Annotated in this window: 21 protein-coding genes; 9 read left to right on the plus strand and 12 right to left on the minus strand. The window is 63.0% G+C overall.

Going from position 1 to position 20,795, the window contains the following annotated elements; translation table 11 throughout:
- Positions 1-230 precede the first annotated feature (230 nt).
- The 3 genes from J2Y48_RS12525 to J2Y48_RS12535 all read left to right on the plus strand — a co-directional run bounded on the left by J2Y48_RS12525 (position 231) and on the right by J2Y48_RS12535 (position 3,153).
- A complete protein-coding gene (locus J2Y48_RS12525; protein WP_310418053.1) occupies positions 231-848 on the plus strand; it encodes a L,D-transpeptidase in 618 nt (205 codons plus the stop codon).
- Positions 849-1,159: 311 nt separating this feature from the next.
- Positions 1,160-2,158: an ABC transporter substrate-binding protein gene (locus tag J2Y48_RS12530; protein WP_310418056.1), complete on the plus strand. Its 999-nt coding sequence runs from the start codon at positions 1,160-1,162 to the stop codon at positions 2,156-2,158.
- 107 nt (positions 2,159-2,265) lie between these two features.
- The gene (locus J2Y48_RS12535) at positions 2,266-3,153 is read left to right on the plus strand and encodes a proline/glycine betaine ABC transporter permease (protein ID WP_310418059.1); all 888 of its coding nucleotides are present in this window, start codon (positions 2,266-2,268) and stop codon (positions 3,151-3,153) included.
- 291 nt (positions 3,154-3,444) lie between these two features.
- On the opposite strand, the gene J2Y48_RS12540 is transcribed toward J2Y48_RS12535, so the two are convergent.
- Entirely contained in the window at positions 3,445-4,350 is a 906-nt protein-coding gene (locus J2Y48_RS12540) for a DMT family transporter (RefSeq protein ID WP_310418061.1), read from the minus strand.
- A 126-nt stretch (positions 4,351-4,476) separates the two neighbouring features.
- Here J2Y48_RS12540 and J2Y48_RS12545 point away from each other — a divergent pair, with 126 nt between their 5' ends.
- Positions 4,477-4,950, plus strand: coding sequence for an Lrp/AsnC family transcriptional regulator (locus J2Y48_RS12545; protein ID WP_310418066.1), 474 nt, complete (start codon positions 4,477-4,479; stop codon positions 4,948-4,950).
- Positions 4,951-4,999: 49 nt separating this feature from the next.
- On the opposite strand, the gene J2Y48_RS12550 is transcribed toward J2Y48_RS12545, so the two are convergent.
- Both J2Y48_RS12550 and J2Y48_RS12555 read right to left on the minus strand, forming a co-directional pair.
- The gene (locus J2Y48_RS12550) at positions 5,000-5,428 is read right to left on the minus strand and encodes a DoxX family protein (RefSeq protein WP_310418069.1); all 429 of its coding nucleotides are present in this window, start codon (positions 5,426-5,428) and stop codon (positions 5,000-5,002) included.
- A 160-nt stretch (positions 5,429-5,588) separates the two neighbouring features.
- A complete protein-coding gene (locus J2Y48_RS12555) occupies positions 5,589-6,836 on the minus strand; it encodes an MFS transporter (protein WP_405030220.1) in 1,248 nt (415 codons plus the stop codon).
- A gap of 316 nt (positions 6,837-7,152) precedes the next feature.
- Between J2Y48_RS12555 and J2Y48_RS12560 the strand changes: the two genes are divergently transcribed.
- Positions 7,153-8,088 (plus strand): diacylglycerol kinase family lipid kinase, encoded by a 936-nt coding sequence (locus tag J2Y48_RS12560; RefSeq protein WP_310418072.1) that lies wholly within the window; start codon positions 7,153-7,155, stop codon positions 8,086-8,088.
- Positions 8,089-8,092: 4 nt separating this feature from the next.
- Here J2Y48_RS12560 and J2Y48_RS12565 read toward each other — a convergent pair whose 3' ends face one another.
- Entirely contained in the window at positions 8,093-9,451 is a 1,359-nt protein-coding gene (locus tag J2Y48_RS12565; RefSeq protein WP_310418845.1) for a glutamine synthetase family protein, read from the minus strand.
- Positions 9,452-9,653: 202 nt separating this feature from the next.
- Here J2Y48_RS12565 and J2Y48_RS12570 point away from each other — a divergent pair, with 202 nt between their 5' ends.
- A complete protein-coding gene (locus J2Y48_RS12570; protein ID WP_405030227.1) occupies positions 9,654-11,015 on the plus strand; it encodes an aspartate aminotransferase family protein in 1,362 nt (453 codons plus the stop codon).
- Between the two features lie 99 nt (positions 11,016-11,114).
- Here the strand turns inward: J2Y48_RS12570 and J2Y48_RS12575 are convergent, their stop codons facing one another.
- Complete coding sequence (locus J2Y48_RS12575) at positions 11,115-12,608, minus strand: glycosyltransferase family 39 protein (protein ID WP_310418079.1); 1,494 nt, start codon at positions 12,606-12,608, stop codon at positions 11,115-11,117.
- Positions 12,609-12,613: 5 nt separating this feature from the next.
- Positions 12,614-13,624 (minus strand): glycosyltransferase family 2 protein, encoded by a 1,011-nt coding sequence (locus J2Y48_RS12580; RefSeq protein WP_405030221.1) that lies wholly within the window; start codon positions 13,622-13,624, stop codon positions 12,614-12,616.
- A gap of 142 nt (positions 13,625-13,766) precedes the next feature.
- On the opposite strand from J2Y48_RS12580, the gene J2Y48_RS12585 reads away from it, so the two are divergent.
- A complete protein-coding gene (locus J2Y48_RS12585) occupies positions 13,767-14,735 on the plus strand; it encodes a lysylphosphatidylglycerol synthase domain-containing protein (RefSeq protein WP_310418082.1) in 969 nt (322 codons plus the stop codon).
- A 4-nt stretch (positions 14,736-14,739) separates the two neighbouring features.
- On the opposite strand, the gene J2Y48_RS12590 is transcribed toward J2Y48_RS12585, so the two are convergent.
- The 4 genes from J2Y48_RS12590 to J2Y48_RS12605 form a co-directional block, all read right to left on the minus strand.
- Positions 14,740-16,242 (minus strand): AMP nucleosidase, encoded by a 1,503-nt coding sequence (locus tag J2Y48_RS12590; RefSeq protein WP_310418085.1) that lies wholly within the window; start codon positions 16,240-16,242, stop codon positions 14,740-14,742.
- A 97-nt stretch (positions 16,243-16,339) separates the two neighbouring features.
- Positions 16,340-16,660 carry a YnfA family protein gene (locus tag J2Y48_RS12595; RefSeq protein WP_310418088.1) on the minus strand — a complete coding sequence of 107 codons (321 nt, stop codon included), beginning with the start codon at positions 16,658-16,660 and terminating at the stop codon, positions 16,340-16,342.
- A 78-nt stretch (positions 16,661-16,738) separates the two neighbouring features.
- Complete coding sequence (locus J2Y48_RS12600; RefSeq protein ID WP_310418090.1) at positions 16,739-16,918, minus strand: hypothetical protein; 180 nt, start codon at positions 16,916-16,918, stop codon at positions 16,739-16,741.
- A gap of 25 nt (positions 16,919-16,943) precedes the next feature.
- Positions 16,944-17,111: a hypothetical protein gene (locus J2Y48_RS12605; protein WP_310418094.1), complete on the minus strand. Its 168-nt coding sequence runs from the start codon at positions 17,109-17,111 to the stop codon at positions 16,944-16,946.
- A 196-nt stretch (positions 17,112-17,307) separates the two neighbouring features.
- Here J2Y48_RS12605 and J2Y48_RS12610 point away from each other — a divergent pair, with 196 nt between their 5' ends.
- The gene (locus J2Y48_RS12610) at positions 17,308-18,009 is read left to right on the plus strand and encodes a glutathione S-transferase N-terminal domain-containing protein (protein WP_310418097.1); all 702 of its coding nucleotides are present in this window, start codon (positions 17,308-17,310) and stop codon (positions 18,007-18,009) included.
- Positions 18,010-18,564: 555 nt separating this feature from the next.
- Complete coding sequence (locus tag J2Y48_RS12615) at positions 18,565-18,834, plus strand: sel1 repeat family protein (protein WP_310418101.1); 270 nt, start codon at positions 18,565-18,567, stop codon at positions 18,832-18,834.
- Between the two features lie 93 nt (positions 18,835-18,927).
- Here J2Y48_RS12615 and J2Y48_RS12620 read toward each other — a convergent pair whose 3' ends face one another.
- Both J2Y48_RS12620 and J2Y48_RS12625 read right to left on the minus strand, forming a co-directional pair.
- Positions 18,928-20,049: a pyridoxal phosphate-dependent aminotransferase gene (locus J2Y48_RS12620; protein WP_310418104.1), complete on the minus strand. Its 1,122-nt coding sequence runs from the start codon at positions 20,047-20,049 to the stop codon at positions 18,928-18,930.
- A 223-nt stretch (positions 20,050-20,272) separates the two neighbouring features.
- A complete protein-coding gene (locus tag J2Y48_RS12625) occupies positions 20,273-20,701 on the minus strand; it encodes a PilZ domain-containing protein (RefSeq protein ID WP_310418107.1) in 429 nt (142 codons plus the stop codon).
- Positions 20,702-20,795 lie beyond the last annotated feature (94 nt).

Below are 20,795 nucleotides of genomic sequence, written 5' to 3' on the forward strand. Positions count from 1 at the left end.
ACGGACCAGTCGTGAATGGGCGGCCATCCACCACCTGAAACGTGGGGAGGGCTGCCCTTATTGCGTTGCAGCGCATCGATCCATGGTTGCAACGCAGGTGCGAGCGTTCGCAATTGCCGTTGTGCGAGCGCTCAACTCTTTGGCTTCTTTTGCAGTTTCTGCAGCTTAACCGGGCATTAACCATAAATTTCCTAGGTTCGCCGCGCCAACCGAATCTTAAGGAATATTTTATGTCAATTTCCCGCCGTGGCCTGCTGTTGGGCGCATCTGCCCTTCTCGCCGGCTGCTCGACCAATGCGCCGAATCACCAGGCCAACTATGCAGCGCTGCCGGACGAAAAGTTTCCGCTGCAGCCGATGCCGCTGGAAAAGGTGAAGCCGGAATTGCGCCGCCAGGAAGTCGCCTATGAGACGGCCCACGCGCCCGGCACCGTCGTCGTCGATACGCCGGCACGCCGGCTCTATTACGTGCTCGGTGACGGTCGGGCCATGCGCTATGGCGTTGGCGTGGGACGTGCCGGCCTGGCGCTGTCCGGCAACGCCGCCATCGGCCGCAAGGCGGAATGGCCGAACTGGACACCGACGCCGAACATGATCGGTCGCGACCCGGGCCGGTACCAGAAGTATGCCGGTGGGATGGAAGGCGGGCCAAGCAATCCGCTTGGCGCTCGCGCCATCTACCTCTATCGCGGTGGCAACGACACCATGTTCCGCATCCATGGCACCAATCAACCGCAGTCGATCGGACTCGCCATGTCGAGTGGCTGCATCCGCATGCTCAATCATGACGTGGTCGACCTCTACGAACGCGTCAAAGTGGGTGGGCAGGTGGTCGTGCTGCAGGCCTGAACCGGCCCTGTACCTGTAAAAAATCAAATTCAATCATCGGATTAGGTGCTCTACCCGCATAGCGTGGGGCCTGCGTTAAATTTCAATCGGAGTGCCGGCGAAATTCGCCATCGATGGCGCAACCGGGCCAGTCTCGGGCGCTTATTGATCGACATTCCTCCACACTCCTGCAAAACTCCTTCATGCGGAGCAGATCCAATTTCGCTGGCGGGAGTGGCCGGCGAAGCTTCGCAATGGATCATGATGCCGGTTGCGGCGGTGCAGTCGGACATCGGGGGTGTAACACCGCCGTTGATTAAGAGGGAACCGACATGAAACACCTGCTTGCAACCACCTGTCTCGCCTTTGGCCTGTTTGGCATGGCGAGCGCGGCATCGGCCGAGTGCGGCGACGTCACGATCGCCAGCATGAACTGGCAGAGCGCCGAGGTCCTGGCGAGCCTCGACAAGATCATTCTCAGCGAAGGCTACGGCTGCAACGCCGAAGTCATCGTCGGTGATACCGTTCCGACCATCACCTCGATGATCGAAAAGGGCGATCCCGACCTGGCGCCGGAAGGCTGGGTCGACCTGCTGCCCGACGTGGTCAATCGCGGTCTGGAAGAGGGCAAACTGGTGGGCGCTGCGGTTGCTCTGTCCGACGCTGCCGTCCAGGGCTGGTGGATTCCGAAGTACATCGCCGACGCCCATCCCGACATCAAGACGATCGACGACGCGCTGAAGCATCCGGAACTGTTCCCGGATCCGGAAGATTCCAGCAAGGGCGCGGTTCACAACGGCCCGCAGGGCTGGGGTGGCACGCTGGCAACGACGCAGTTCTTCAAGGCCTATGGCGGCGAGGCGGCTGGCTTCAACCTGGTCGACACCGGTTCTGCTGCCGGCCTCGACGGCTCGATCGCCAAGGCTTATGAGCGCCAGCAGGGTTGGGTCGGCTACTACTGGGCGCCGACTGCCCTTCTCGGCAAGTACGAGATGGTAAAGCTCGAGCATGGCGTGCCCTTCGATGAGGCCGAGTGGAAGCGCTGCAACACCGTCGCCGATTGCCCGGACCCGAAGAAGAACGACTGGCCGAAGGACAAGGTGCAGACGCTCGTCACCAAGAGCTTCTCCGAGCGCGCCGGCTCCGACGTCATGGATTACCTGAACAAGCGTTCCTGGTCCAACGACACGGTCAACAAGCTGATGGCCTGGATGACCGACAACCAGGCGAGCGGCGAGGATGGCGCCAAGCACTTCCTGAAGGAAAACGAAGCGCTCTGGACCCCCTGGGTGTCGCCGGACGCAGCCGAGAAGATCAAGGCATCCCTTTGATTTGCAAGGTTTGACTGCAGGCGGCGCGACCATCGCGCCGCCTGTCGTCTTTTCCGCCACCGGAAGACCGCCGGTTGGCGCAAGACAACGAAAAAAGGGGAAATAGCATGGACTGGCTCACCAGCTTTCCGCACATGAACGATGACTCGCTGCGCGCGTTGAAGAAGATGATCGATGAAGGGTTCAGGTCCTTCACGCGCGCCTATGGCGACGCCATCGAGTCCTTCTTCGAGCCGTTGCAGTTCTTCTTGATCCAGTCCGAGCGGCTGATGACGCGCACGCCCTGGCCGATCGTGTTGATCGCGATCGCGCTCATCGCCTGGTTTGCCAGCCGCAACTGGAAGATCGTCGCCGGCTGCATCGGCACCTTGCTTGTCATCGGCTATTTCGACATGTGGGACGACACGATGAAGACGATCTCGATGATCTTCGTCTGTACCGTGTTGTCGATCGCGATCGGCATTCCGCTCGGGATTATCATGTCGCGCTCCGATCGCGTCCAGAACATGGTCAATCCAATCCTCGACGTGATGCAGACCATGCCGAGTTTCGTCTATCTGATCCCGGTCGTCATGCTGCTCGGCATCGGCAAGGTGCCCGGCCTGATCGCCGTGGTCATCTATGCGATCCCGCCGATGATTCGCCTGACCAATCTCGGCATCCGACTGGTCGACAAGGACGTTCTGGAGGCGGCGGACGCCTTCGGTTCCTCGAACTGGCAGAAACTGAAGAACGTGCAGATGCCGCTGGCGCTGCCGACCATCATGGCCGGCATCAACCAGACGATCATGATGGCGTTGGCCATGGTGGTGATCGCCTCGATGATCGGCGTGCAGGGGCTCGGCCAGCCGGTGCTTAAGGCCATCGCCAACCAGTACTTCACCCTCGGCATCTTCAATGGCCTGGCCATTGTCGGCATCGCCATCATCTTCGACCGCGTCAGCCAGGCCTATGGCAAGCGCCTGCAGCGCCACCGTGAGATCGTGCATGGGTAAGGGTTGATTCGGCGGACACGAGCGCGCCCGAAGCGTTCCGTCATGCCGGGCTTGACCCGGCATCCAGCGCGCTCAAGTCCTTGAGCGCAATGACTCCTATGCGCCGCCGACGCGGCACGACTGGACCCCGGATCAGGTCCGGGGTGACGGGGCAGGGGCGCGCGCAGCGCCAGTGATACTAGCCCGAAGGCCCTGGTCGGAGGCAGGGGGCGCGCGCAGCGCCAGCGATACTAGTCCGAAAGGCCCCGGAGATTGCTCGCCGGGGCCTGTTTCGTTCGCGCTGCGGCGGCCTCACGCCCGCTTCGACAGGATGCCGGTGGAGAGTGCGACGCCGGCACCGGTGACGACGGCAGCGACCATTTCCGTCATGCCCAGCGGCTCGCCGAGCAGCAATCCGCCGCCAAGCGTCACCAGCACCGGCGTGATTGCCGTGAACGCCGCCGCCTGCGTGCCGCCGAGGGCGCGAATGGCTGTCCCATAGGCGAAGGTGGCGACAAGGCCGGAGAGGATCCCCTGGCTGGTGAACTGCACCGCCACTTCCGACAGCGGCGCGGCGGCGAGCGTCGTGCCGAAGAACGCTGCCAGCGCGAGGTGAATGAGCGTCGACCAGGTTGTGATCAGGGCGCCGCCTTGCAACGGCGACAGGCCGGAGCGCCGAAAGGCGTGTGTGTAGCCGGCCCACAGCAGCCCGCCAAGCGGCAGCAGCACGAAGCCTGCGAGCGTCATCCCGCCCGTCACGACGGCTTTTCCGAGCAGGATCGCAAGCCCCGCGAGGATCGCGACGAGACCCAGCACGCGCATCCGGTCCGGACGTTCGCCGAACAGAACGATGCCGATGACGGCGGTTGCGAGCGGCATCGAGCCGCCAAGCAGGATGCCGCCGGCAGCGGCCGGCGTGGAGTGCAGCGCATGGGCCGTCACCTGGAAGAACAATGCGCCGGCACCCGCGACCATCACCACGATCAGCCGCAGCGGCACGCCCTTGGGAAACAGGCCCATGCGCAACCAGATCGGCGCCAGAAAGATGGCGGGAACGCCATAGCGGAGCAGGCCGACGTCGATTGTGGTGAGCGACGTCGAGGCGGTATGCCGGGTGGCCAGCACCCAAGTTGCCCAGATGAGCACCGTAACGATCGCCCCGGTATAGCCGGCCGCGCTCGAGGTACGCTCGGTGGGAGAGAGAGTCGTGACGGACATGCGGCTTTCCTCAGGTTTCTGGAGCAAAGCTACTGCCGAATGCCGAAGCATGTCCTTGCAAAATGTGGCTATGGACGATTATTGTGCGCAACTATCTGCTAAAATTCATGGCGGAAAGTCGAAAATATGCCAAGTCTTGATAAATTCGACATCGCGATCCTGCGCATCCTCCAGGAGGATGCACGCGCCACCAACGTCGAGATCGCCGAGCGGGTGAACCTGTCGCCGTCGCCGTGTCTGCGCCGGATACGCAATCTGGAAAAAACCGGCATCCTGAAAGGATATCGGGCGGATATCGACCGCAAGGAAGTCGGTCTCGGTCTGACCGTTTTCGTCGAGATCAAGGTCGACCGCCACAATCTGCCCAATGCGCTGTCGCAGCAGGAGGCGCTGCTGGCCATTCCCGAGGTGGTGTCCTGTTTCCTGATTTCGGGTAATGCCGATTTCCTGGCGGAGGTGGTGGTGGCCGATCTTTCGGCCTACGAACGGCTCCTCACCGATACACTTCTGACGCTGCCGGGCGTCTCCGACATCCGTTCCAACTTCGCGATCCGCACGATCAAGACCGGTGGTCCGTTGAAGTTGCCGGACTTGCGGTAAGCGGGACGCCGCCCCGGGTTGTGGGGGGAGGGCGGCGCCCCTTTTGCCGCTACGCTGCAGCGGCAACCGTGTTCATGACGTCCGGGTGGCTGGATTTCCAGGCGACAACCATCAGCGCGCCGATCACGGTGACATGTTCCGCCACGAAGTAGAATTCCAGCGTGCGGATCGGCTCTTCCATGGTCCAGAAGGCATGCGCGATCGGAATGGTCAGCGCGGTGAAGACGGCCAGCATGCCGGCGCCCAGCCAGGTCAGCCGATTGGCGATGACGAAGGCGGAGCCGAAGAGTTGCGTCAGTGCGACCGCGACGTTGAAGAAGGGGGCCGGTTCCAGTCCGAAATGAGCCATCTCCGCGATGCCGGCGTCGAAGTCGAGAAGTTTTGCGAGGCCACTCATCCAGAACATCGAGGTCAGCACGATGCGGGCGAAGTAGCCGAACCAGTCTGAACCGGTGAGCGAGTCGATAAAGCGAGGCATTTCAATCTCCGAGTGACATGTTGGTTCTTCGGGTGCCGACTGCGGGCCCCAGTGTCGACCCGGTCGATCCTTCCGGATCAGTTGTGCGGGCCGGTGTGAACACGTCTAACAGAGTGAAAGTTCGCGGGTGTCACCGAGGTAACACCCGTTTTGCGGGCGGCTATTCCGCCGGGCAGGCGGAGAGCGCGGCGATGTCCCGGTCGCGGCGCTCGAGGGCGACGGAGACCGAGAAGACGGCGAAGCCGCACACGGCCATGATCGCACCGACAAAGCCCATCGAGGCGTAGCCGTAACCGTGGCCGATCGCGAGGCCGCCAAACAGCGCGCCGAGCGCATTGGCGACGTTGAAGGCCGAATGGTTCAGCGCAGCGGCGAGCGTCTGCGCGTTGCCGGCAACGTCCATCAGGCGCGTCTGCAGGGCCGGGCCGACGACGAAGCTGCAGCCGATCAGGAAGCAGCAGATGAACAGCATCGCCGGAATGTGGGCCGTCAGCGACAGGGTGACGAGCACGAGGAAATAGATGGACAGCGTCCATCCGATCGTGCGCACCAGAGAAAGGTCGGCAAGCTTGGCGCCAAAAATGTTGCCGACGATCATGCCCGAGCCGAACACCGCCATGATGACCGGCACCATGGAAAGCGAAAGGCCGGCAACTTCGGTGACGATCGGCGAGATGTAGGTGAAGACAGCGAACATGCCGCAGAAGCCGGTCGCGGCGATCCCGAGCGTCAGCCACACCTGCTTGCGTTTCAGCGCTTCCAGCTCCGTAAAGGCGTTGATGCCGACCGGGGCCTCGTCGCGCGGCAGGAAGATGGCGATCAGGATGACGGTGAGGACGCCGGTGACGCCGACGGCGGCAAACATGTACTGCCAGTCGAGAATCTGGCCGAAGAAGGCGGCGAGCGGGGTGCCGATCAGGGTGGCCAGCGTCAGCCCGAGCATGACCTTGCCGACCGCCTGCGTGCGCCTGTTTGCCGGCACCATCGACGCGGCAACCAGCGCCGCCACGCCGAAATAGGCGCCGTGCGGCAGGCCGGTCAAAAAACGCATCAGGATGAAGCTCTCGAACGTGGGCGCAAGTGCGCTCGCGATGTTGCCGATCGCGAACACCGCCATGAATGCCAGAAGCAGGTCGCGCCGGCGGAACCGCGCGCCAATGACCGCAAGAACAGGCGCCCCGACGACCACGCCGAACGCATAGGCGCTGATGACGTAGCCGGCCTGTGCATTGGTGACGCCGAACGTCGTCGCGACGTCGGGCAACAGTCCCATGATCGCGAATTCGCCTGTTCCGATGCCGAAGCTGCCGACGGCAAGCGCGACGATGATCAGTGCGACGGACAGGGCGGAGAGGGCGGGCTGCCCGGAGGAGGGGGCAGCGTTCGAGCGGATGCGCAGTTCGGTCACGTCGTCTTCCGTGTGATGGCCCAACGCGCGGCAGACAGGCGGAGTTCGCGCCGCAACCCTCCTCCTGGGTGCCTTGCAGACGTCCGGCCGACGGCCATGCTTGGGAAAACAATAAGATCGGTCCGCGAAGCACGCGGTCGCGGCAAACGTAGCACCGTTCGCGGTAATTCCTATCGCTATTTTTTGCATGGCAGGACTGCTGTTGCGTCCACGGGACGGACGTTCTCGGCCTCTGCTGCTATTTTGCCGCTTTGCAACTGTTTAATTGCCTGGAACGTTGCGGGGAGGGCGTTGGCGCGAAGGTCGGAGAACAAAGATGCGGATCCAGGCGATTTTCAACAAGGACGGCGGCACCTTCCGCACCACCGACATGGAAGCCTATGTGCGGCATGCCGAGACCGTCTTCGCCGCCGCGGGGCATCATCTCGATTGCGATGTCGTCGAGGGTGCAGATATCGAGATGGCGCTGCGCCGTTGCGCCGGGCGGACCGATCTGGACGCGATGCTTGCCGGCGGCGGTGACGGCACGATCTCGGCAGCGGCTGGGTTCGCCTGGGAGAGCGGCATCTGTCTGGGAGTTGTGCCGGCGGGCACCATGAACCTGTTCGCCCGCTCGTTGCGCATCCCGCTCAATATCTGGCAGGCGGTCGATGCGCTCGCCGACGGAACCGTGACCGATGCCGATATCGGCAGCGCCAATGGCCGCGCCTTCGTCCATCAGTTTTCCGCAGGGTTGCATGCGCGCATGGTGCGGTTGCGCAATGCCATGACCTACCGCTCGCGGCCCGGCAAGATCATCGCCAATGTTCGCGCGGCGATCGGCGTCATGCTGGACCCGCCGCAATTCGAGGTCGAGTTCGACGTCGACGGTTTGCGCGAGCACCGGACAGTCTCTGCGATCAATGTATCGAACAACCGCTTCGGCAACGACTCGCTGCTCTATGCCGATGCCGTCACGGGCGGTCACCTCGGTTTTTATGTCGCACAGCCGCTGACGACCTCGGGCGTCGCTCGCCTGGCCTACGATATCCTGCGCGGACGGTTGCGGGAAAACACGGCCGTCACCGAGATGACCGGCAGCGCCGTCGATCTGCACTTCCCCAGGATCGATCGCGCCGTCAACTGCGTCATCGACGGCGAATTGCTGCCGATGGGCCGCGACGTCTCGTTGCGGCTGCACGCCGGTGAGTTGAAGGTGATCGTGCCGCGGGTAGCGGCACAATCGACGATAAAGCCGCAAGCGGCCGCCTGAAGCCTCAAATCCGCGGCAGGTACGTCTGGTAGTCGAAGTCGGAGACCGTACGCAGGTAGGTGATCGCTTCCTTGCGCTTGGTGTCGCCATAGAGCTTCTGGTAGGCCGGGCCGAACACGTCGGCGATGAAGGGCGAGGCGGAAAAGTCCTCGACTGCCGTCAGGAAGTCGTGCGTCAGCCGCCCGACTCCCACCGGATCCTTGCCGGGTTCCGTCGCCGGGCCGGGGTCGAGGTCTTCGTCCAGGCCGAGCAGGATGCCGCCGAGGATGGCCGTCAAGAGCAGGTATGGGTTGACGTCCGCGCCGGCGACCCGGTGCTCGACACGGGCGGCGGGGCCGTCCTTGTCCGGAATGCGGATCGCCGTGCCGCGATGACCGAAGCCCCAGTCGATGTCCACCGGCGCGAACGAGCCCGGCTGGAAGCGGCGGTAGGAGTTGGCAAAGGGCGCAAAGATCAGCTGCGCGTCGCGCATCGTCTTCAGCATGCCGGCGCAGATCGACGTCAGCTTCTTCGGATCGCCGCCCTTGGCGTCGAGGATGTTGCGGCCGTCCCTGTCGATGATGCTGGCGTGCACGTGCAGGCCGGAGCCGGCCTGGTCGGCGTAGGGCTTGGCCATGCAGGTGGATTTCAGCCCGTGCCGGCGCGCGGCCTGCTCGGCGACGCGCTTGAGATAGATGCAGTCATCGGCGGCGGCGAGCGCGTCGGGCCGGTGCAGGAGGTTGATCTCGAACTGCCCATGGCCGAACTCCGCCGTGGTGGCGTCTGCCGGAAGTTCCATGTCGCGCGCCCAGGTGCGCAGCGTTTGCAGGTAGTCCTCGAGCGCGTCGACGGCGCCCATGTCGTAGAGCTGGAAGCCGTTCGGCTGGTCGCGGTACATCAGCCGCTCCGGCGGGCGCGGCTTGCCGGTGACACGCCAATCGTCCTGGACCACGTAGAACTCCAGTTCGGTGGCAACGACCGGGGTCAGTCCGCGCTCTTCGAAACGCTTCAGCAGGTTTGCCAGGATCGCGCGCGGGCACATGAAGCTCGGCGTGCCGTCGAGTTCGTGCATGGTGGCGAGCACCTGCTTCGAGCCGGCCGGCGCCCAAGGCAAGGCGGCGAGCGAGCGGCGGTCGGGAATGCAATTGCCGTCGGGGTCTCCGATCGAGATAGACAGCCCGGTGATGTCGTCGTTGTCGTCGCCCCAGATGTCGAGCGACTGGGTGGACGAGGGCAGGCGGACGGTCCCTTCCCAGACCTTCTTTTCCGCCTCGATCGGGACCTGCTTTCCGCGCAGATCGCCGTTCATGCCGACGAGCAGGATTTCGATACGGGAGGGAGCATTGGCGGGCGTGGTGCCAGCCACCGGGTTTTCGTTGATCATGGTCAATTTTCACTCTGGCGGGTTGTTCACAGATCGGTCAGCGGTGAGCGATTCTTGTGCCGCTCTATTGCCAAATGCCTGTCAGGTGGGCATTTTCCTAACCCATTCTGACCCGTCGTTCAATGCGTCAGGGAGCTTTCGCCGGTCTGAGGTGGAATTGGCGAGAACCCTGTGAAACCCAAGGATGCCATTCATGTCGACTATGCCTGCTGCCGTCTCCAATCTCGGCGCCCTCGATGCTGCCCATCATCTTCACCCCTTCTCCGACATGAAAAAGCTGAATGCGGCCGGCACCCGTATCATCGAGCGCGGTGAAGGCTGCTACATCTATGACAACCACGGCAAGAAGTATCTCGATGGCTTTGCCGGTCTGTGGTGCGTCAACATCGGCTACGGGCGCAGGGAGATTGCCGACGCCGTCTACAAGCAGATGAACGAGCTGACGTACTACAACACCTTCTTCGGCACCACGACGCCGCCGACGGTGCTGCTGGCACAGAAGATCACCGCCCATGCCGGGCCGAACATCAATCGCGTCTTCTTCACCGGCTCCGGTTCGGAAGCCAACGACACCTGGTTCCGCATGGCGCGTGTCTACTGGGCCGCCATGGGCAAGCCGTCGAAGAAGACGGTGATCGCCCGCGTCAACGGCTACCACGGCTCGACCGTCGCCGGCGCCTCGCTCGGCGGCATGAAATGGATGCACGAGCAGGGCGATCTGCCGATCGCCGGCATCGTCCACATCGGCCAGCCCTATTGGTACGGCGAGGGCGGGGATCTGTCTCCGGCTGATTTCGGCCTCAAGATGGCGCGTGAACTGGAGGCGAAGATCGACGAGTTGGGCGAGGACAACGTCGCAGCCTTCGTCGCCGAGCCGATCCAGGGCGCAGCCGGCGTCATCGTGCCGCCGGAAACCTACTGGCCGGAAATCGCCCGCATCTGCAAGGCGCGCAACATCCTGCTCGTCACCGACGAGGTGATCTGCGGTTTCGGCCGCACCGGCAGCTGGTTCGGTCACCAGCATTTCGGCGTCGAGCCCGACCTTGCGCCGATCGCCAAGGGTCTCTCCTCCGGCTACCTGCCGATCGGCGGCGTCATGGTCAACGATCGCGTCGCTGACGTGCTGGTCAATGAAGTCGGCGACTTCAACCACGGCTTCACCTATTCCGGCCATCCGGTTTGCGCCGCAGCGGCGCTGGAAAACCTGCGCATCATCGAGGAGGAGAAGCTGGTCGAGCGCGTCCGCGACGACGTCGGCCCTTATCTCGCGGCCGGCCTGAAGTCGCTGGAGGATCATCCTATGGTCGGGCAGACGCAGTCGGTCGGTCTGATGGCTGCGGTCCAACTTGCCGAGGACAAGGAAACCCGCGCGCGGTTCGAGGATCGCGAACGGGCCGGTGTCGAGGTCCGCAACCACTGCCTCGCCAACGGCCTGGTACTGCGCGCGACGGCCGATCGCATGCTCTATTCGCCGCCGCTCGTCATCACCCGTGGCGAGATCGACCAGATGATCGTCATCACCCGCAAGGGGCTCGATCATGCGTGGAAGGTGATGAAGGGCTGAGGGGACTCTCCTTTAATTCAACGGGCCCGGCATCGCTTTGATGCCGGGCCCGTATTGCTTTGGACACCTGATCCGCTGAAAGGTGCTTTTCCACCTGCCTCAGTCGCGCGATGGATACACCCACGCATAACCGAAGCCATAGGTGTCGCCACGGCGGCCAAAATGGTAGGGCAGGGTAATTTCGCCCGGAACGATGATGGCGTTGCTCATTTGCGGACGATCGCGCAACCAGGCTGTGATTTCGTCAGGGATACCGACCGGGCTCTCAGGCTTGCGCCATGCGAGCAGGATCGGGCGATCCGTACTCCAGACGAAGGGAAGGTCAAAATTCGGCATGCCGGCGGCCAGAACCGGCAGGCCATGCATGGTGAGGCGCAAGTTGCCTGCCAAGTGCCTGTCGGATGCGACAACGAGGCCCGGTTCGTGGCGCGCCTCGTCCAGAAGCTTCGTCGCGAATGTGTCGACGGGCACGTTGATCTTGGTGTATCGGCCGATCACTGGCGCGGCGATCACACGTACAGCCAGGATTGCTGGAACGATGACGAGAATGACGGCGGCAATCGGAAACAGCCGCTTCCTTGCAACCCGTTCCGCCAACCCCGCCGCCTCGATCTTCATGCAAAGGTAAAGTGGCAGGATGAGAAGGAACGGATCGAGCCATCTCTCCCTAACCTTCGTACTTCCCGTTGCGACGATGATTGCGATCAGTCCGACGAGGATGATCAAGAGCATGCGCTCGATCATCTTCGTCGTTGGCGTTTGCGCGCGCAAAACCGTCGCGGTGTTCTTGCCGAGCACTGCAACGAAGACGACCAGCGCAAGCGCCGAGAAGGCGGCGATCGCCACTGATAGCGAGGCAAGACCAGTCAAAATCGCGCCAAGCGGTCCGGACGCTGCATTGGTCGACATCTTGTCCAGGGTACCCGCAGCGGCGGACTGGAGGTTGTTGATGAGCCATGACCCGTGCGGCAGGACGACGACGCAGGCGACGGCGACTGCGACAAGGATGCGGCGATCGAACACCCGTTCGCGAAAGTGCCGATCCATGCCCATGGACAGGAGGGCTGCCAGGGGCAAGAGAATGAAATTGTACTTGGCGAGAAAGCCAAGACCGGTAGCGAGCCCGGCAAGCGCGTAGGCCGCGACACTTCCGTAACGGATCGTCAGGAAGAGCGCGTAAATAAGCATCGCGGAGGCGGCAAGCAGGGCTACGGTGTGGGTTAGATCCTGTTGTGCCATGAAGGAGACCTGGGGCAAGGTCAGCAGACCAAGCACCGAAATCGCCTGCAGACGGGCATCCTTCAACGCGATTGTGGCCGCGAGGCCGAGGAATACGTAGCACGAGAACAGGATCGCGTTCTTCAGCAGCGCAAGCCCCAATACCGAGGGGCCGATTGCTGCGAACATTGCTGTCTGCAGCCAGTTGTAAAGAGGGGGTTGCGGGCCGTAGCCGAGCTGCTGCCACTGAGCGAAGAAGATCTGCTCGGCTTCGTCCAGTTCCAGGGCATGCGGCAGTGACACGCGCAAAATCACCTGCAGCGCAAAATAGAGCGCCAACAGGATGAAGACGGCCCCAAGGGGGCGTTTGGTCATAGACGTCACAACGACTGCCGGAAGGTCTGCCGGATGACGTAGTTCGGTGTGTCGTCGTCGCGGAAATAGGTGCGGGCCATCATTTCGGCGAGGATGCCGGTGGTGATGAGCTGGATCGACGAAAGAAACAACATCACGCCGACGAGAAACAGCGGCCGCGTGCCGATGTCGGTGCCGAAGGCAAATTTGTCTATGAAGAGATAGGTGAGGATAAGTGCGCTGACAGCGCCGGCAGCCAGCCCGATCGAGCCGAAGAAATGGCCGGGGCGCGCCTTGTAGCGCATGAAGAACAGCACGGACAGAAGGTCCAGTATCACCCGGAAGGTGCGGGAAATGCCGTATTTCGATGTGCCCAACATCCGCGGATGGTGCGTGACGACCATCTCGCCGATCCGCGAGCTCGGGACGACGCCGGCCACCCAGGCGGGGATGAAACGGTGCATCTCGCCCATCAGTTTGACCTGTTTGATGATCGAGGCGCGATAGACCTTGAGGCTGCAACCGTAGTCGTGCAGGCGAACGCCGGTGATCCGTCCGATCAGTGCGTTGGCACACCAGGAGGGAATCTTGCGCAGGAAGAGCCCATCCTTGCGGTTCTTGCGCCAGCCGACCAGAAGATCGAGCTGGCGATCCTCCAGGGCCTTTGCCATGGCACGGATGTCGCGCGGATCGTTCTGGAGGTCGCCGTCGAGGGTTGCGATCAGGCGACCGCTTGCTGCATCGATGCCGGCCTGCATGGCGGCGGTCTGGCCGAAGTTGCGCTGCAGCTCGATGACGGCCATTTCCAAGCCAGGACGATCAATCAAGCCGCGGGCCCTGGCGAGTGTGCCATCGGTGCTGCCGTCGTCGACGAGGATCAGTTCCCAGGCCTTGTCGAAGCCCTGCATGGCCTCGCCGATGCGGTCGATCAGCAGTTCAACGCTCTCTTCTTCGTTGAAGACGGGAACGACGATCGAGATTTCGATCGCGGGGCGCTCCGGCCTCACCGCGGTCACTGCCTGCGTTTCGTCCAGCAATTGGATCCCTTTCCCGGCCGGCAATTGCATTACTTCAATTCGACTGCGTTCTCTCAGACTGTGTGTCGTGATACGACAGGCGTGCACTCCAACGAGGACAGCACATTGCTAATATTGTATGCGGACACGATAGCAAGCTAAAATGACTTCCGTGCAAAATTCCAGTCGTCGATCCTGGCTTTCCCGCCACGCCACGAGCCTGCTGGCGCTGGCCTGTCTCGCCGCCTATGTCGGTTTCGTCGAATGGCGTTGGGGTTGGGAACAGCTGCTTTCCCAATGGGCGAGGGTGGGCGCCGGGACCGCGATTTCCGCCCTTCTGCTGCTGACCGCAACCTACCTCGTACGTGCCCAGCGCATCTATGACTACTTTCCGGCCGACACCGCGGGGCGCTTCCTGGAGCTGTTCCGTCTGACCCAGGTTCATAACCTCCTCAATATCATGCTGCCTTTCCGGGCAGGAGAGACGAGCTTCCCGCTCCTGATGCGCTCGCAATTTGCCGTGCCATTGCCGCGCGCGACGGCGGCGCTGCTCGTCATGCGGCTCCTGGACCTGCACGCACTTTGCGCCGCCGCCGGCGTCGGCCTGGTGCTGAGTGCGCAATATACGACCGCGGCCTGGCTCGCCTGGGGTGCGTTCCTCGTCTCGCCGCTGGCGTTCTTTGCTGCCAAGGGTCCGATTTTCCGGCACCTGAACGGCACCTTGCCGCAGAAACTGGAAAAGCTGCTGGAGGAAGTCGAGGCCGGCGTCCCGGCGAACGCAGCGGGCTTCGTCCGCGCCTGGGTCTTTACGGTGCTGAATTGGGCGGTGAAGGTGGTCGTGCTCGCCTGGGTGCTCGGCCTGCTCGGGGTGACGCCGCTTTCCGCCACGTTCGGCGGGGCGCTCGGCGGCGAACTGTCCTCGGTCCTGCCCCTGCATGCGCCGGGTGGCGTCGGCACCTATCCGGCCGGCATCACGGCCGGTGCTGTTGCGTTCGGTGCCGAGCGTGACAGGGCTGCTGTTGCGATGATGGCGGAGGCGGCGATCAATGCCCACCTCCTCATTGTCGCCAGCGCCTGCGTCGGCACGGCGCTATCCATCGTCCTGTCGTGGTTTTCCGCCAAGGCGCGGTGATGGCCTATTGGAAGGCCGTCTCGAAGAAGCTTCTGAGCTTGCGGGAATGCAGCTTCTCCGTCGGCATGCCGGCGAGCTTCTCCAGCGCCCGGATGCCGATGCGCAGGTGCTGGTTGACCTGCGTGCGGTAGAAGGCGGTTGCCATGCCGGGCAGCTTCAACTCGCCGTGCAGCGGCTTGTCGGAGACGCAGAGCAGGGTTCCATAGGGCACGCGGAAGCGGAAGCCGTTGGCCGCGATCGTCGCCGATTCCATGTCTAGCGCGATTGCCCGTGACTGCGACAGCCGCTTCACCGGCCCGCGCTGGTCGCGCAGTTCCCAGTTGCGGTTGTCGATCGTGGCGACGGTGCCGGTGCGCATGATGCGCTTCAGGTCGTAGCCCTCGAGACCCGTTACCTCGGCTACGGCACTTTCGAGCGCCACCTGCACCTCGGCTAGCGCCGGAATCGGCACCCACACCGGCAGGTCGTCGTCGAGCACGTGGTCCTCGCGCACATAGGCATGGGCAAGGACGTAATCCCCGAGCGTCTGGCTGTTGCGCAAGCCGGCGCAGTGGCCGAGCATCAGCCAGGCATGCGGGCGCAGCACGGCGATGTGGTCGGTGATCGTCTTGGCGTTGGAGGGGCCGACGCCGATGTTGACGAGCGTGATGCCGCCGTGCCCCTTGCGCTTGATGTGGTAGGCCGGCATCTGCGGCAGCCGCGCCAGCGTCAAGTCGGTATCCGGCTTGTCGTTGCCAGCCTGGGTGATGACGTTTCCGGGCTCGACGAAGGCCGTATAGCCGTTGCCGCCCTCGGCCATCTGCAGTCGTGCCCAGGCGCAGAACTCGTCGACGTAGAACTGATAGTTCGTAAACAGCACGAAATTCTGGAAATGGTTCGCGTTGGTGGCCGTGTAGTGGCTGAGGCGGGCGAGCGAATAATCGACGCGCTGGGCGGTGAAAGCCGCAAGCGGCGAGGGCTCGCCGGGGCCGGCCTCGTAGGAGCCGTTGGCGATCTCGTCATCCGTGTTCGTCAGGTCGGGCGCATCGAACAGGTCCCGCAGCGGTACGGTGATGTTTTCGGCGATCTCCGCCTCGACATGGGCGCCTTCGCCAAAGGCGAAATGCAACGGGATCGGCGTCGAGGATTCCGACACAGTGATACCGATGCCGTGGTTGCGCATCAGATGCCCGAGTTGTTCCTTGAGATAGTGCCGGAAGAGTTTGGGCCGCGTAACGGTGGTCGAGTAGACGCCCGGCGAGGCGACATAGCCGTGGGACAGACGGGAATCGACATGGCCGAAGCTCGTCGTCTCGACGCTGACCTGCGGATAGCACGCGCGATAGCGGCGCTCCGGCGCTCTGGTGCTCGCCAATCCGGCGAAAGCATCCGTCAGGAAGCGGGTATTCCGCTCATAGAGCGCTTCCAGGCAATCGACCGCCTTGACCGGGTCGTCGAAGGTCTGCGGCTCGAAGGGATCTGGCTGGGCAAACGGAAGGGCGGGCCGGGACAAGATTTCTTTGCTCATGAATCATTATAGTTCGGCAAATTCTGCACGCAAACGACAAGATTGTAACCTCCGGAGGCGGTCAACCGGGTCGCTTTCGAGCGCTTCCGTGCGAATTTCAGCGCGGACCGGCCAAAATGACGATGGCACCGGCAACAGCGATCGCCGCACCCGTCAAATCCCAACGGTCGGGGGAGACGCCTTCCGCAGCCCAGAGCCACATGAGGGACGCCGTGATATAGATCCCGCCGTAGGCGGCGTAGGCGCGGCCGGCCGCGCTCGAATCGATCAGCGTCAGCAGCCAGGCGAAGGCCGCGAGCGATACCATGCCGGGGATAAGCCAGAGCGACGATTTCTCCAGCCGCAACCAGGCCCAGAAGGAAAAGCAGCCGGCGATTTCCGCAAGGGCGGCGGCGCCGTAGATCAGAATGGATTTCATGCGGGCTCCGGTCGAAGGAGCCCATGGCATAGCGCAAAACTCGAGAAACGGAAATTGACGGTCAAACGTCGGGCAGGTTCAGCTCATCGCCTGTCGCTGCAGCGTGACGAACAGCACGAGCCCGGCGCCCTGCTTGCCGGCGCCGAGGCTGCCGTTGTGGGCCGCGTAGGTCACGGCCGCGAGCGGCGCGACCATCAGTGCGGTGAGAACGAGGATGCGCAGGCTGACGGCGAGGCTGGCGAAAAGCGCGATCGGCATGGCGGGCGTCCTTGCTGCGGCCAGGTTAGAGGGCGCGATGGCAAATGGTCGGGATCGAGCAGGCGCTCGCAGTGCCGTACCGCTTGTTCTGGTCGTGGCGGCGCGCATCGGTTTCGACGGCGGCAGCGACCGAGATCGCAAAAACGGTCATCAGAAGCGTTATGATCGTCAGTCGGCGGGCCAGGATTTCCATTATTCGTCCCTAAGATTGTCTTTCCGTTGTGCCTTTCTCGCATGGCGCGACTGAATGCGTCCTGAGAGGGCGGTTCATCTGGCGTTCAGAAAGCGATGAGCGATGTCGAGGAAAGGATGGCTGGTTTGGCCGACGGCGCGCCTTGAAGCCGGGCGCGGTCGTGGCTAACTCATTGTGACATCGAATGGAGAACCGGATGACCAGACCAATCGAGCTTTACTACTGGCCGACCCCGAACGGCTTCAAGATCACCATCATGCTGGAGGAACTGGGCGTTCCCTACGAGGTGAAGTACGTCAACATCGGCAAGGGGGAGCAGTTCGCGCCCGACTTCCTGAAGATCGCGCCCAACAACCGCATGCCGGCGATCGTCGATCCCGACGGGCCGGGCGGCGAGCCGATCTCGGTGTTCGAATCCGGTGCCATCCTGCAGTATCTCGGCCGCAAGTACGGAAAATTCTATCCGACCGAGGAGCGGGCCCGCGTGCAGGTGGAGGAATGGCTGTTCTGGCAGATGGGCGGACTTGGCCCGATGGCCGGACAGGCGCACCATTTCCGCCAGTATGCGCCCGAGAAGATCGAGTACGGCATCAACCGCTACACCAACGAGGTCAACCGTCTCTACGGCGTGATGAACAAGCGGTTGGCGGAACACGAGTACCTCGCCGGCGACTACTCGATCGCCGACATGGCCTGCATCGGCTGGGTGCGTCCCTACGAGAACCAGGGCCAGAAGCTGGAGGACTTCCCGCACCTGAAACGCTGGTTCGAGGCCGTTCTCGCCCGTCCCGCGGTGCAGCGCGGCATCGAGGTCGGCAAGGAGGAACGGGAGCGCCAGGCGAGCCTCGCCGACGACAAGGAAGCGCAGAAGATCCTGTTCGGCCAGCGGGCGAGGTAAGGGCGCCGCGTCGCCAGACCCCGTGATGCCGGACCTCGATCCGGCATCACGTCGCGCATCCTTGCGCGAGAGAAGCACCTTTCGCGCCGCAGAAGCGGCGCGGCTGGACACCGGCTCAAGGCCGGTGTGACGAGAAGATGGACAGGCCGACTGGCGACGCGCCGTTGTGGGTTTTGCGCCGTCTGCCTGAGGGCGGAACAACCACTTTTCGCTCGGTCGAAACTTCGCGACCGTTTTCCGTGGTTAGCGAATGGTTGAAATCGCAAGTTGAAGAATGCGTAAATTTTGAAGCAAATCCGCGGCATTCCAGCGGATGCGATGCTTAACGAAAACCCAAGTTTACCAACTGTTTGAACTTTGTTCGTCTCAAATTAATCATGCATTTTAAGCGCCTATTGAAAGGGCGCTGGCATAGTGGAGCCATAAGACGAGCACGGGAAACAACCGGCCGGAAAAACCTTCGGGGAGCACATGCCGCAGAAGACGGTAGGCCCTCGAAAGGCTTGAAAAACAGGGCGATACAAGAAGAAGACAACAGGACAGGGACAAACGACAATGGCACGCTACGATATCCAGAACGCCGAAATGGCCGCCATGATGGGCGGCGACACCCGCGCCGACACGTTCTGCGACATGGGGCTGATGTACGCAACGGGTCGCGGCTGCAACGTCGACCTGATCGCGGCCCACAAGTGGCTAAACATCGCCGCCATCAGGGGTTGTGATCGGGCTGCCGAGCTGCGGGCCGACCTCGCCGCGACGATGACCAAGACCGATCTGGCGCTGGCGCTTCGCGCCGCCCGCGACTGGATGACGACGCACTGATATCAAGGGGCAATCAGGCCGGTAGGCAGTAGGAAAATCAACCTACAAGAACCTTGCAATAGGCATCGCTGTCCAACAACGATACCCTGCTGCCTACCGATTGCTCCCCACCGTCCGCAAGACCTTCGGCAGGACGTCTTCCAGCAGAGCCATCTCCGCCTCCGGGCCGACGCTGACGCGGATGCAGCGGTTCAGCGGCGCGACACCGGGCATGCGAATAAAGACGCCGTGCTCCATCAGTCCGTCGACGAGCGCGCGGGCATGCGCGCCGTTGCGACCGCAGTCGATCGCGACGAAATTCGTGGCGGAGGGCAGGGGGCGCAGGCCGTTCTGCGTGGCTAGTCCCGCGATCCGGTCTCGCGCGGCGGCGATGCGGCCGAGGACGTCGCGCAGATAGGTCTGATCGGCGAGCGCGGCGAGCGCCGCCGCCGTCGAAATCCGCGGCATGCCGAAATGGTTGCGGATCTTGTCGAACGCTTGGGCGTTGCCGATCGTGCCGATCGCATACCCCACGCGCGCCCCTGCCAGCCCATAGGCCTTGGAAAACGTCCGCATCCGCAGCACGTTCGGCTGGCCGATCAGCGCTTCGATCGCCGGCGTCGATCCGGCCGGCGCCGTCTCGCAATAGGCTTCGTCGAGGATCAGTAGGCTGCGCTCCGGCAGCGCCCGGGCGAAGGCGACGACGCTGTCGGCGTCCCACCAGCTTCCCATCGGATTGTCCGGATTGGCAAAATAGACGAGCGGCGCGTCCTCGCGCTTGGCCGCCGCGAGCAGTCCGTCGAGATCTTCCCGGTCGTTGACGTAGGGAACGGTGACGAGCCGCCCGCCGTAGCCGTTGACATGGTAGTTGAACGTCGGATAGCCGCCGAGCGATGTCACGACCGGTACGCCCGGTTCGACGACGAGGCGGACAATCTCGCCGAGCAGCCCGTCGATGCCACCGCCGATCGCGATGTTGTCGCGTGAGACGCCGTGGTGGAGGGCAAGCGCCTCGCGCAGTTCGAAATTTTCCGGATCGTTGTACATCCAGGTTTCACCGGCCGCGCGCGTTATCGCCTCCAGCACCGACGGGGCGGGACCAAAGCCGCTCTCGTTGGCGCCGATGCGCGCCTTCACCTTCGCTCCGCGCTGGCGCTCGATCGCCTCCGGCCCGACGAAGGGGATGGTGGAGGGCAGCGCGTTGACGAGCGGGGTGAAGCGGGAGAAGCCGGACATTCTGCGGGCACCTTGTTGAAGGACGTCAGGGAGGAGCGTGCCGCGTCCGCCGAGCGGGCCGGCAGCGCAAGCTGCCGGCACACTAGCGTATGCCGGCAAAAATCAAAATCGATTTTCCGCAAGAATTGTGTGTTGTTTTCAAAGCGTTATCGCCGCAGCGCTTGCGGCGCGACGTGAGGCCAATCTGCGGGCACCTCTGGCGAGCCCGCACCCGACCGGTCGATCAGGTGCGCTGCAGGCTGAACTGCGGCCGCTCCAAGCCCTTGGCATAGGGGGGCGGGGCATCCTTCTTCCTGGTGGCGACGCCCCCGGTGAAGTAGTCGGCACGCACGATTTCATGCAGCAGGTCTTCATCGATCTCCTTGATGAACTGTACGCCGATGCGATGATCGTTGCGGTAGATTTCCGCGCAACCGACCTTGGCGAAAACGCCAACGACGGTCAGATAGTAGTGAGCACCGAGGCCGATCGTCGTGTTGACGGAAATGCTGGCGCCGCCTTGCGAAATGTCGATCAACTGGCAGCTTCGCGTCTTCGGGACTGCGAGATCAAGACCAACAGACAACAGCATGCCCTGCCGGCTCACCTTGAAGCGCTCCCATTTGCGCTCGTAAAGGCCGCCGCTTTGGCGCTTGTCGACCAACTCCATCATATGCTCTCCCGGAAAATAGGCATCATGCCCCGAATGACCATTCCCGGAGTTTTGCAGATTTGTGTTGGTAATCGCTAAAGGCCGCATATAAGAA

Origin of the sequence: Mycoplana sp. BE70 (genome assembly GCF_031455855.1) — a bacterium.
GTDB lineage: Bacteria > Pseudomonadota > Alphaproteobacteria > Rhizobiales > Rhizobiaceae > Mycoplana.

Coding starts and splice junctions, on each gene's coding strand:
- J2Y48_RS12525 (WP_310418053.1), top strand. CDS start 231: ATGTCAATTTCCCGCCGTGGCCTGCTGTTGGGCGCATCTGCCCTTCTC.
- J2Y48_RS12530 (WP_310418056.1), top strand. CDS start 1,160: ATGAAACACCTGCTTGCAACCACCTGTCTCGCCTTTGGCCTGTTTGGC.
- J2Y48_RS12535 (WP_310418059.1), top strand. CDS start 2,266: ATGGACTGGCTCACCAGCTTTCCGCACATGAACGATGACTCGCTGCGC.
- J2Y48_RS12540 (WP_310418061.1), bottom strand. CDS start 4,350: ATGTCCGTCACGACTCTCTCTCCCACCGAGCGTACCTCGAGCGCGGCC.
- J2Y48_RS12545 (WP_310418066.1), top strand. CDS start 4,477: ATGCCAAGTCTTGATAAATTCGACATCGCGATCCTGCGCATCCTCCAG.
- J2Y48_RS12550 (WP_310418069.1), bottom strand. CDS start 5,428: ATGCCTCGCTTTATCGACTCGCTCACCGGTTCAGACTGGTTCGGCTAC.
- J2Y48_RS12560 (WP_310418072.1), top strand. CDS start 7,153: ATGCGGATCCAGGCGATTTTCAACAAGGACGGCGGCACCTTCCGCACC.
- J2Y48_RS12565 (WP_310418845.1), bottom strand. CDS start 9,451: ATGATCAACGAAAACCCGGTGGCTGGCACCACGCCCGCCAATGCTCCC.
- J2Y48_RS12570 (WP_405030227.1), top strand. CDS start 9,654: ATGCCTGCTGCCGTCTCCAATCTCGGCGCCCTCGATGCTGCCCATCAT.
- J2Y48_RS12575 (WP_310418079.1), bottom strand. CDS start 12,608: ATGACCAAACGCCCCCTTGGGGCCGTCTTCATCCTGTTGGCGCTCTAT.
- J2Y48_RS12585 (WP_310418082.1), top strand. CDS start 13,767: ATGACTTCCGTGCAAAATTCCAGTCGTCGATCCTGGCTTTCCCGCCAC.
- J2Y48_RS12590 (WP_310418085.1), bottom strand. CDS start 16,242: ATGAGCAAAGAAATCTTGTCCCGGCCCGCCCTTCCGTTTGCCCAGCCA.
- J2Y48_RS12595 (WP_310418088.1), bottom strand. CDS start 16,660: ATGAAATCCATTCTGATCTACGGCGCCGCCGCCCTTGCGGAAATCGCC.
- J2Y48_RS12600 (WP_310418090.1), bottom strand. CDS start 16,918: ATGCCGATCGCGCTTTTCGCCAGCCTCGCCGTCAGCCTGCGCATCCTC.
- J2Y48_RS12605 (WP_310418094.1), bottom strand. CDS start 17,111: ATGGAAATCCTGGCCCGCCGACTGACGATCATAACGCTTCTGATGACC.
- J2Y48_RS12610 (WP_310418097.1), top strand. CDS start 17,308: ATGACCAGACCAATCGAGCTTTACTACTGGCCGACCCCGAACGGCTTC.
- J2Y48_RS12615 (WP_310418101.1), top strand. CDS start 18,565: ATGGCACGCTACGATATCCAGAACGCCGAAATGGCCGCCATGATGGGC.
- J2Y48_RS12620 (WP_310418104.1), bottom strand. CDS start 20,049: ATGTCCGGCTTCTCCCGCTTCACCCCGCTCGTCAACGCGCTGCCCTCC.
- J2Y48_RS12625 (WP_310418107.1), bottom strand. CDS start 20,701: ATGATGGAGTTGGTCGACAAGCGCCAAAGCGGCGGCCTTTACGAGCGC.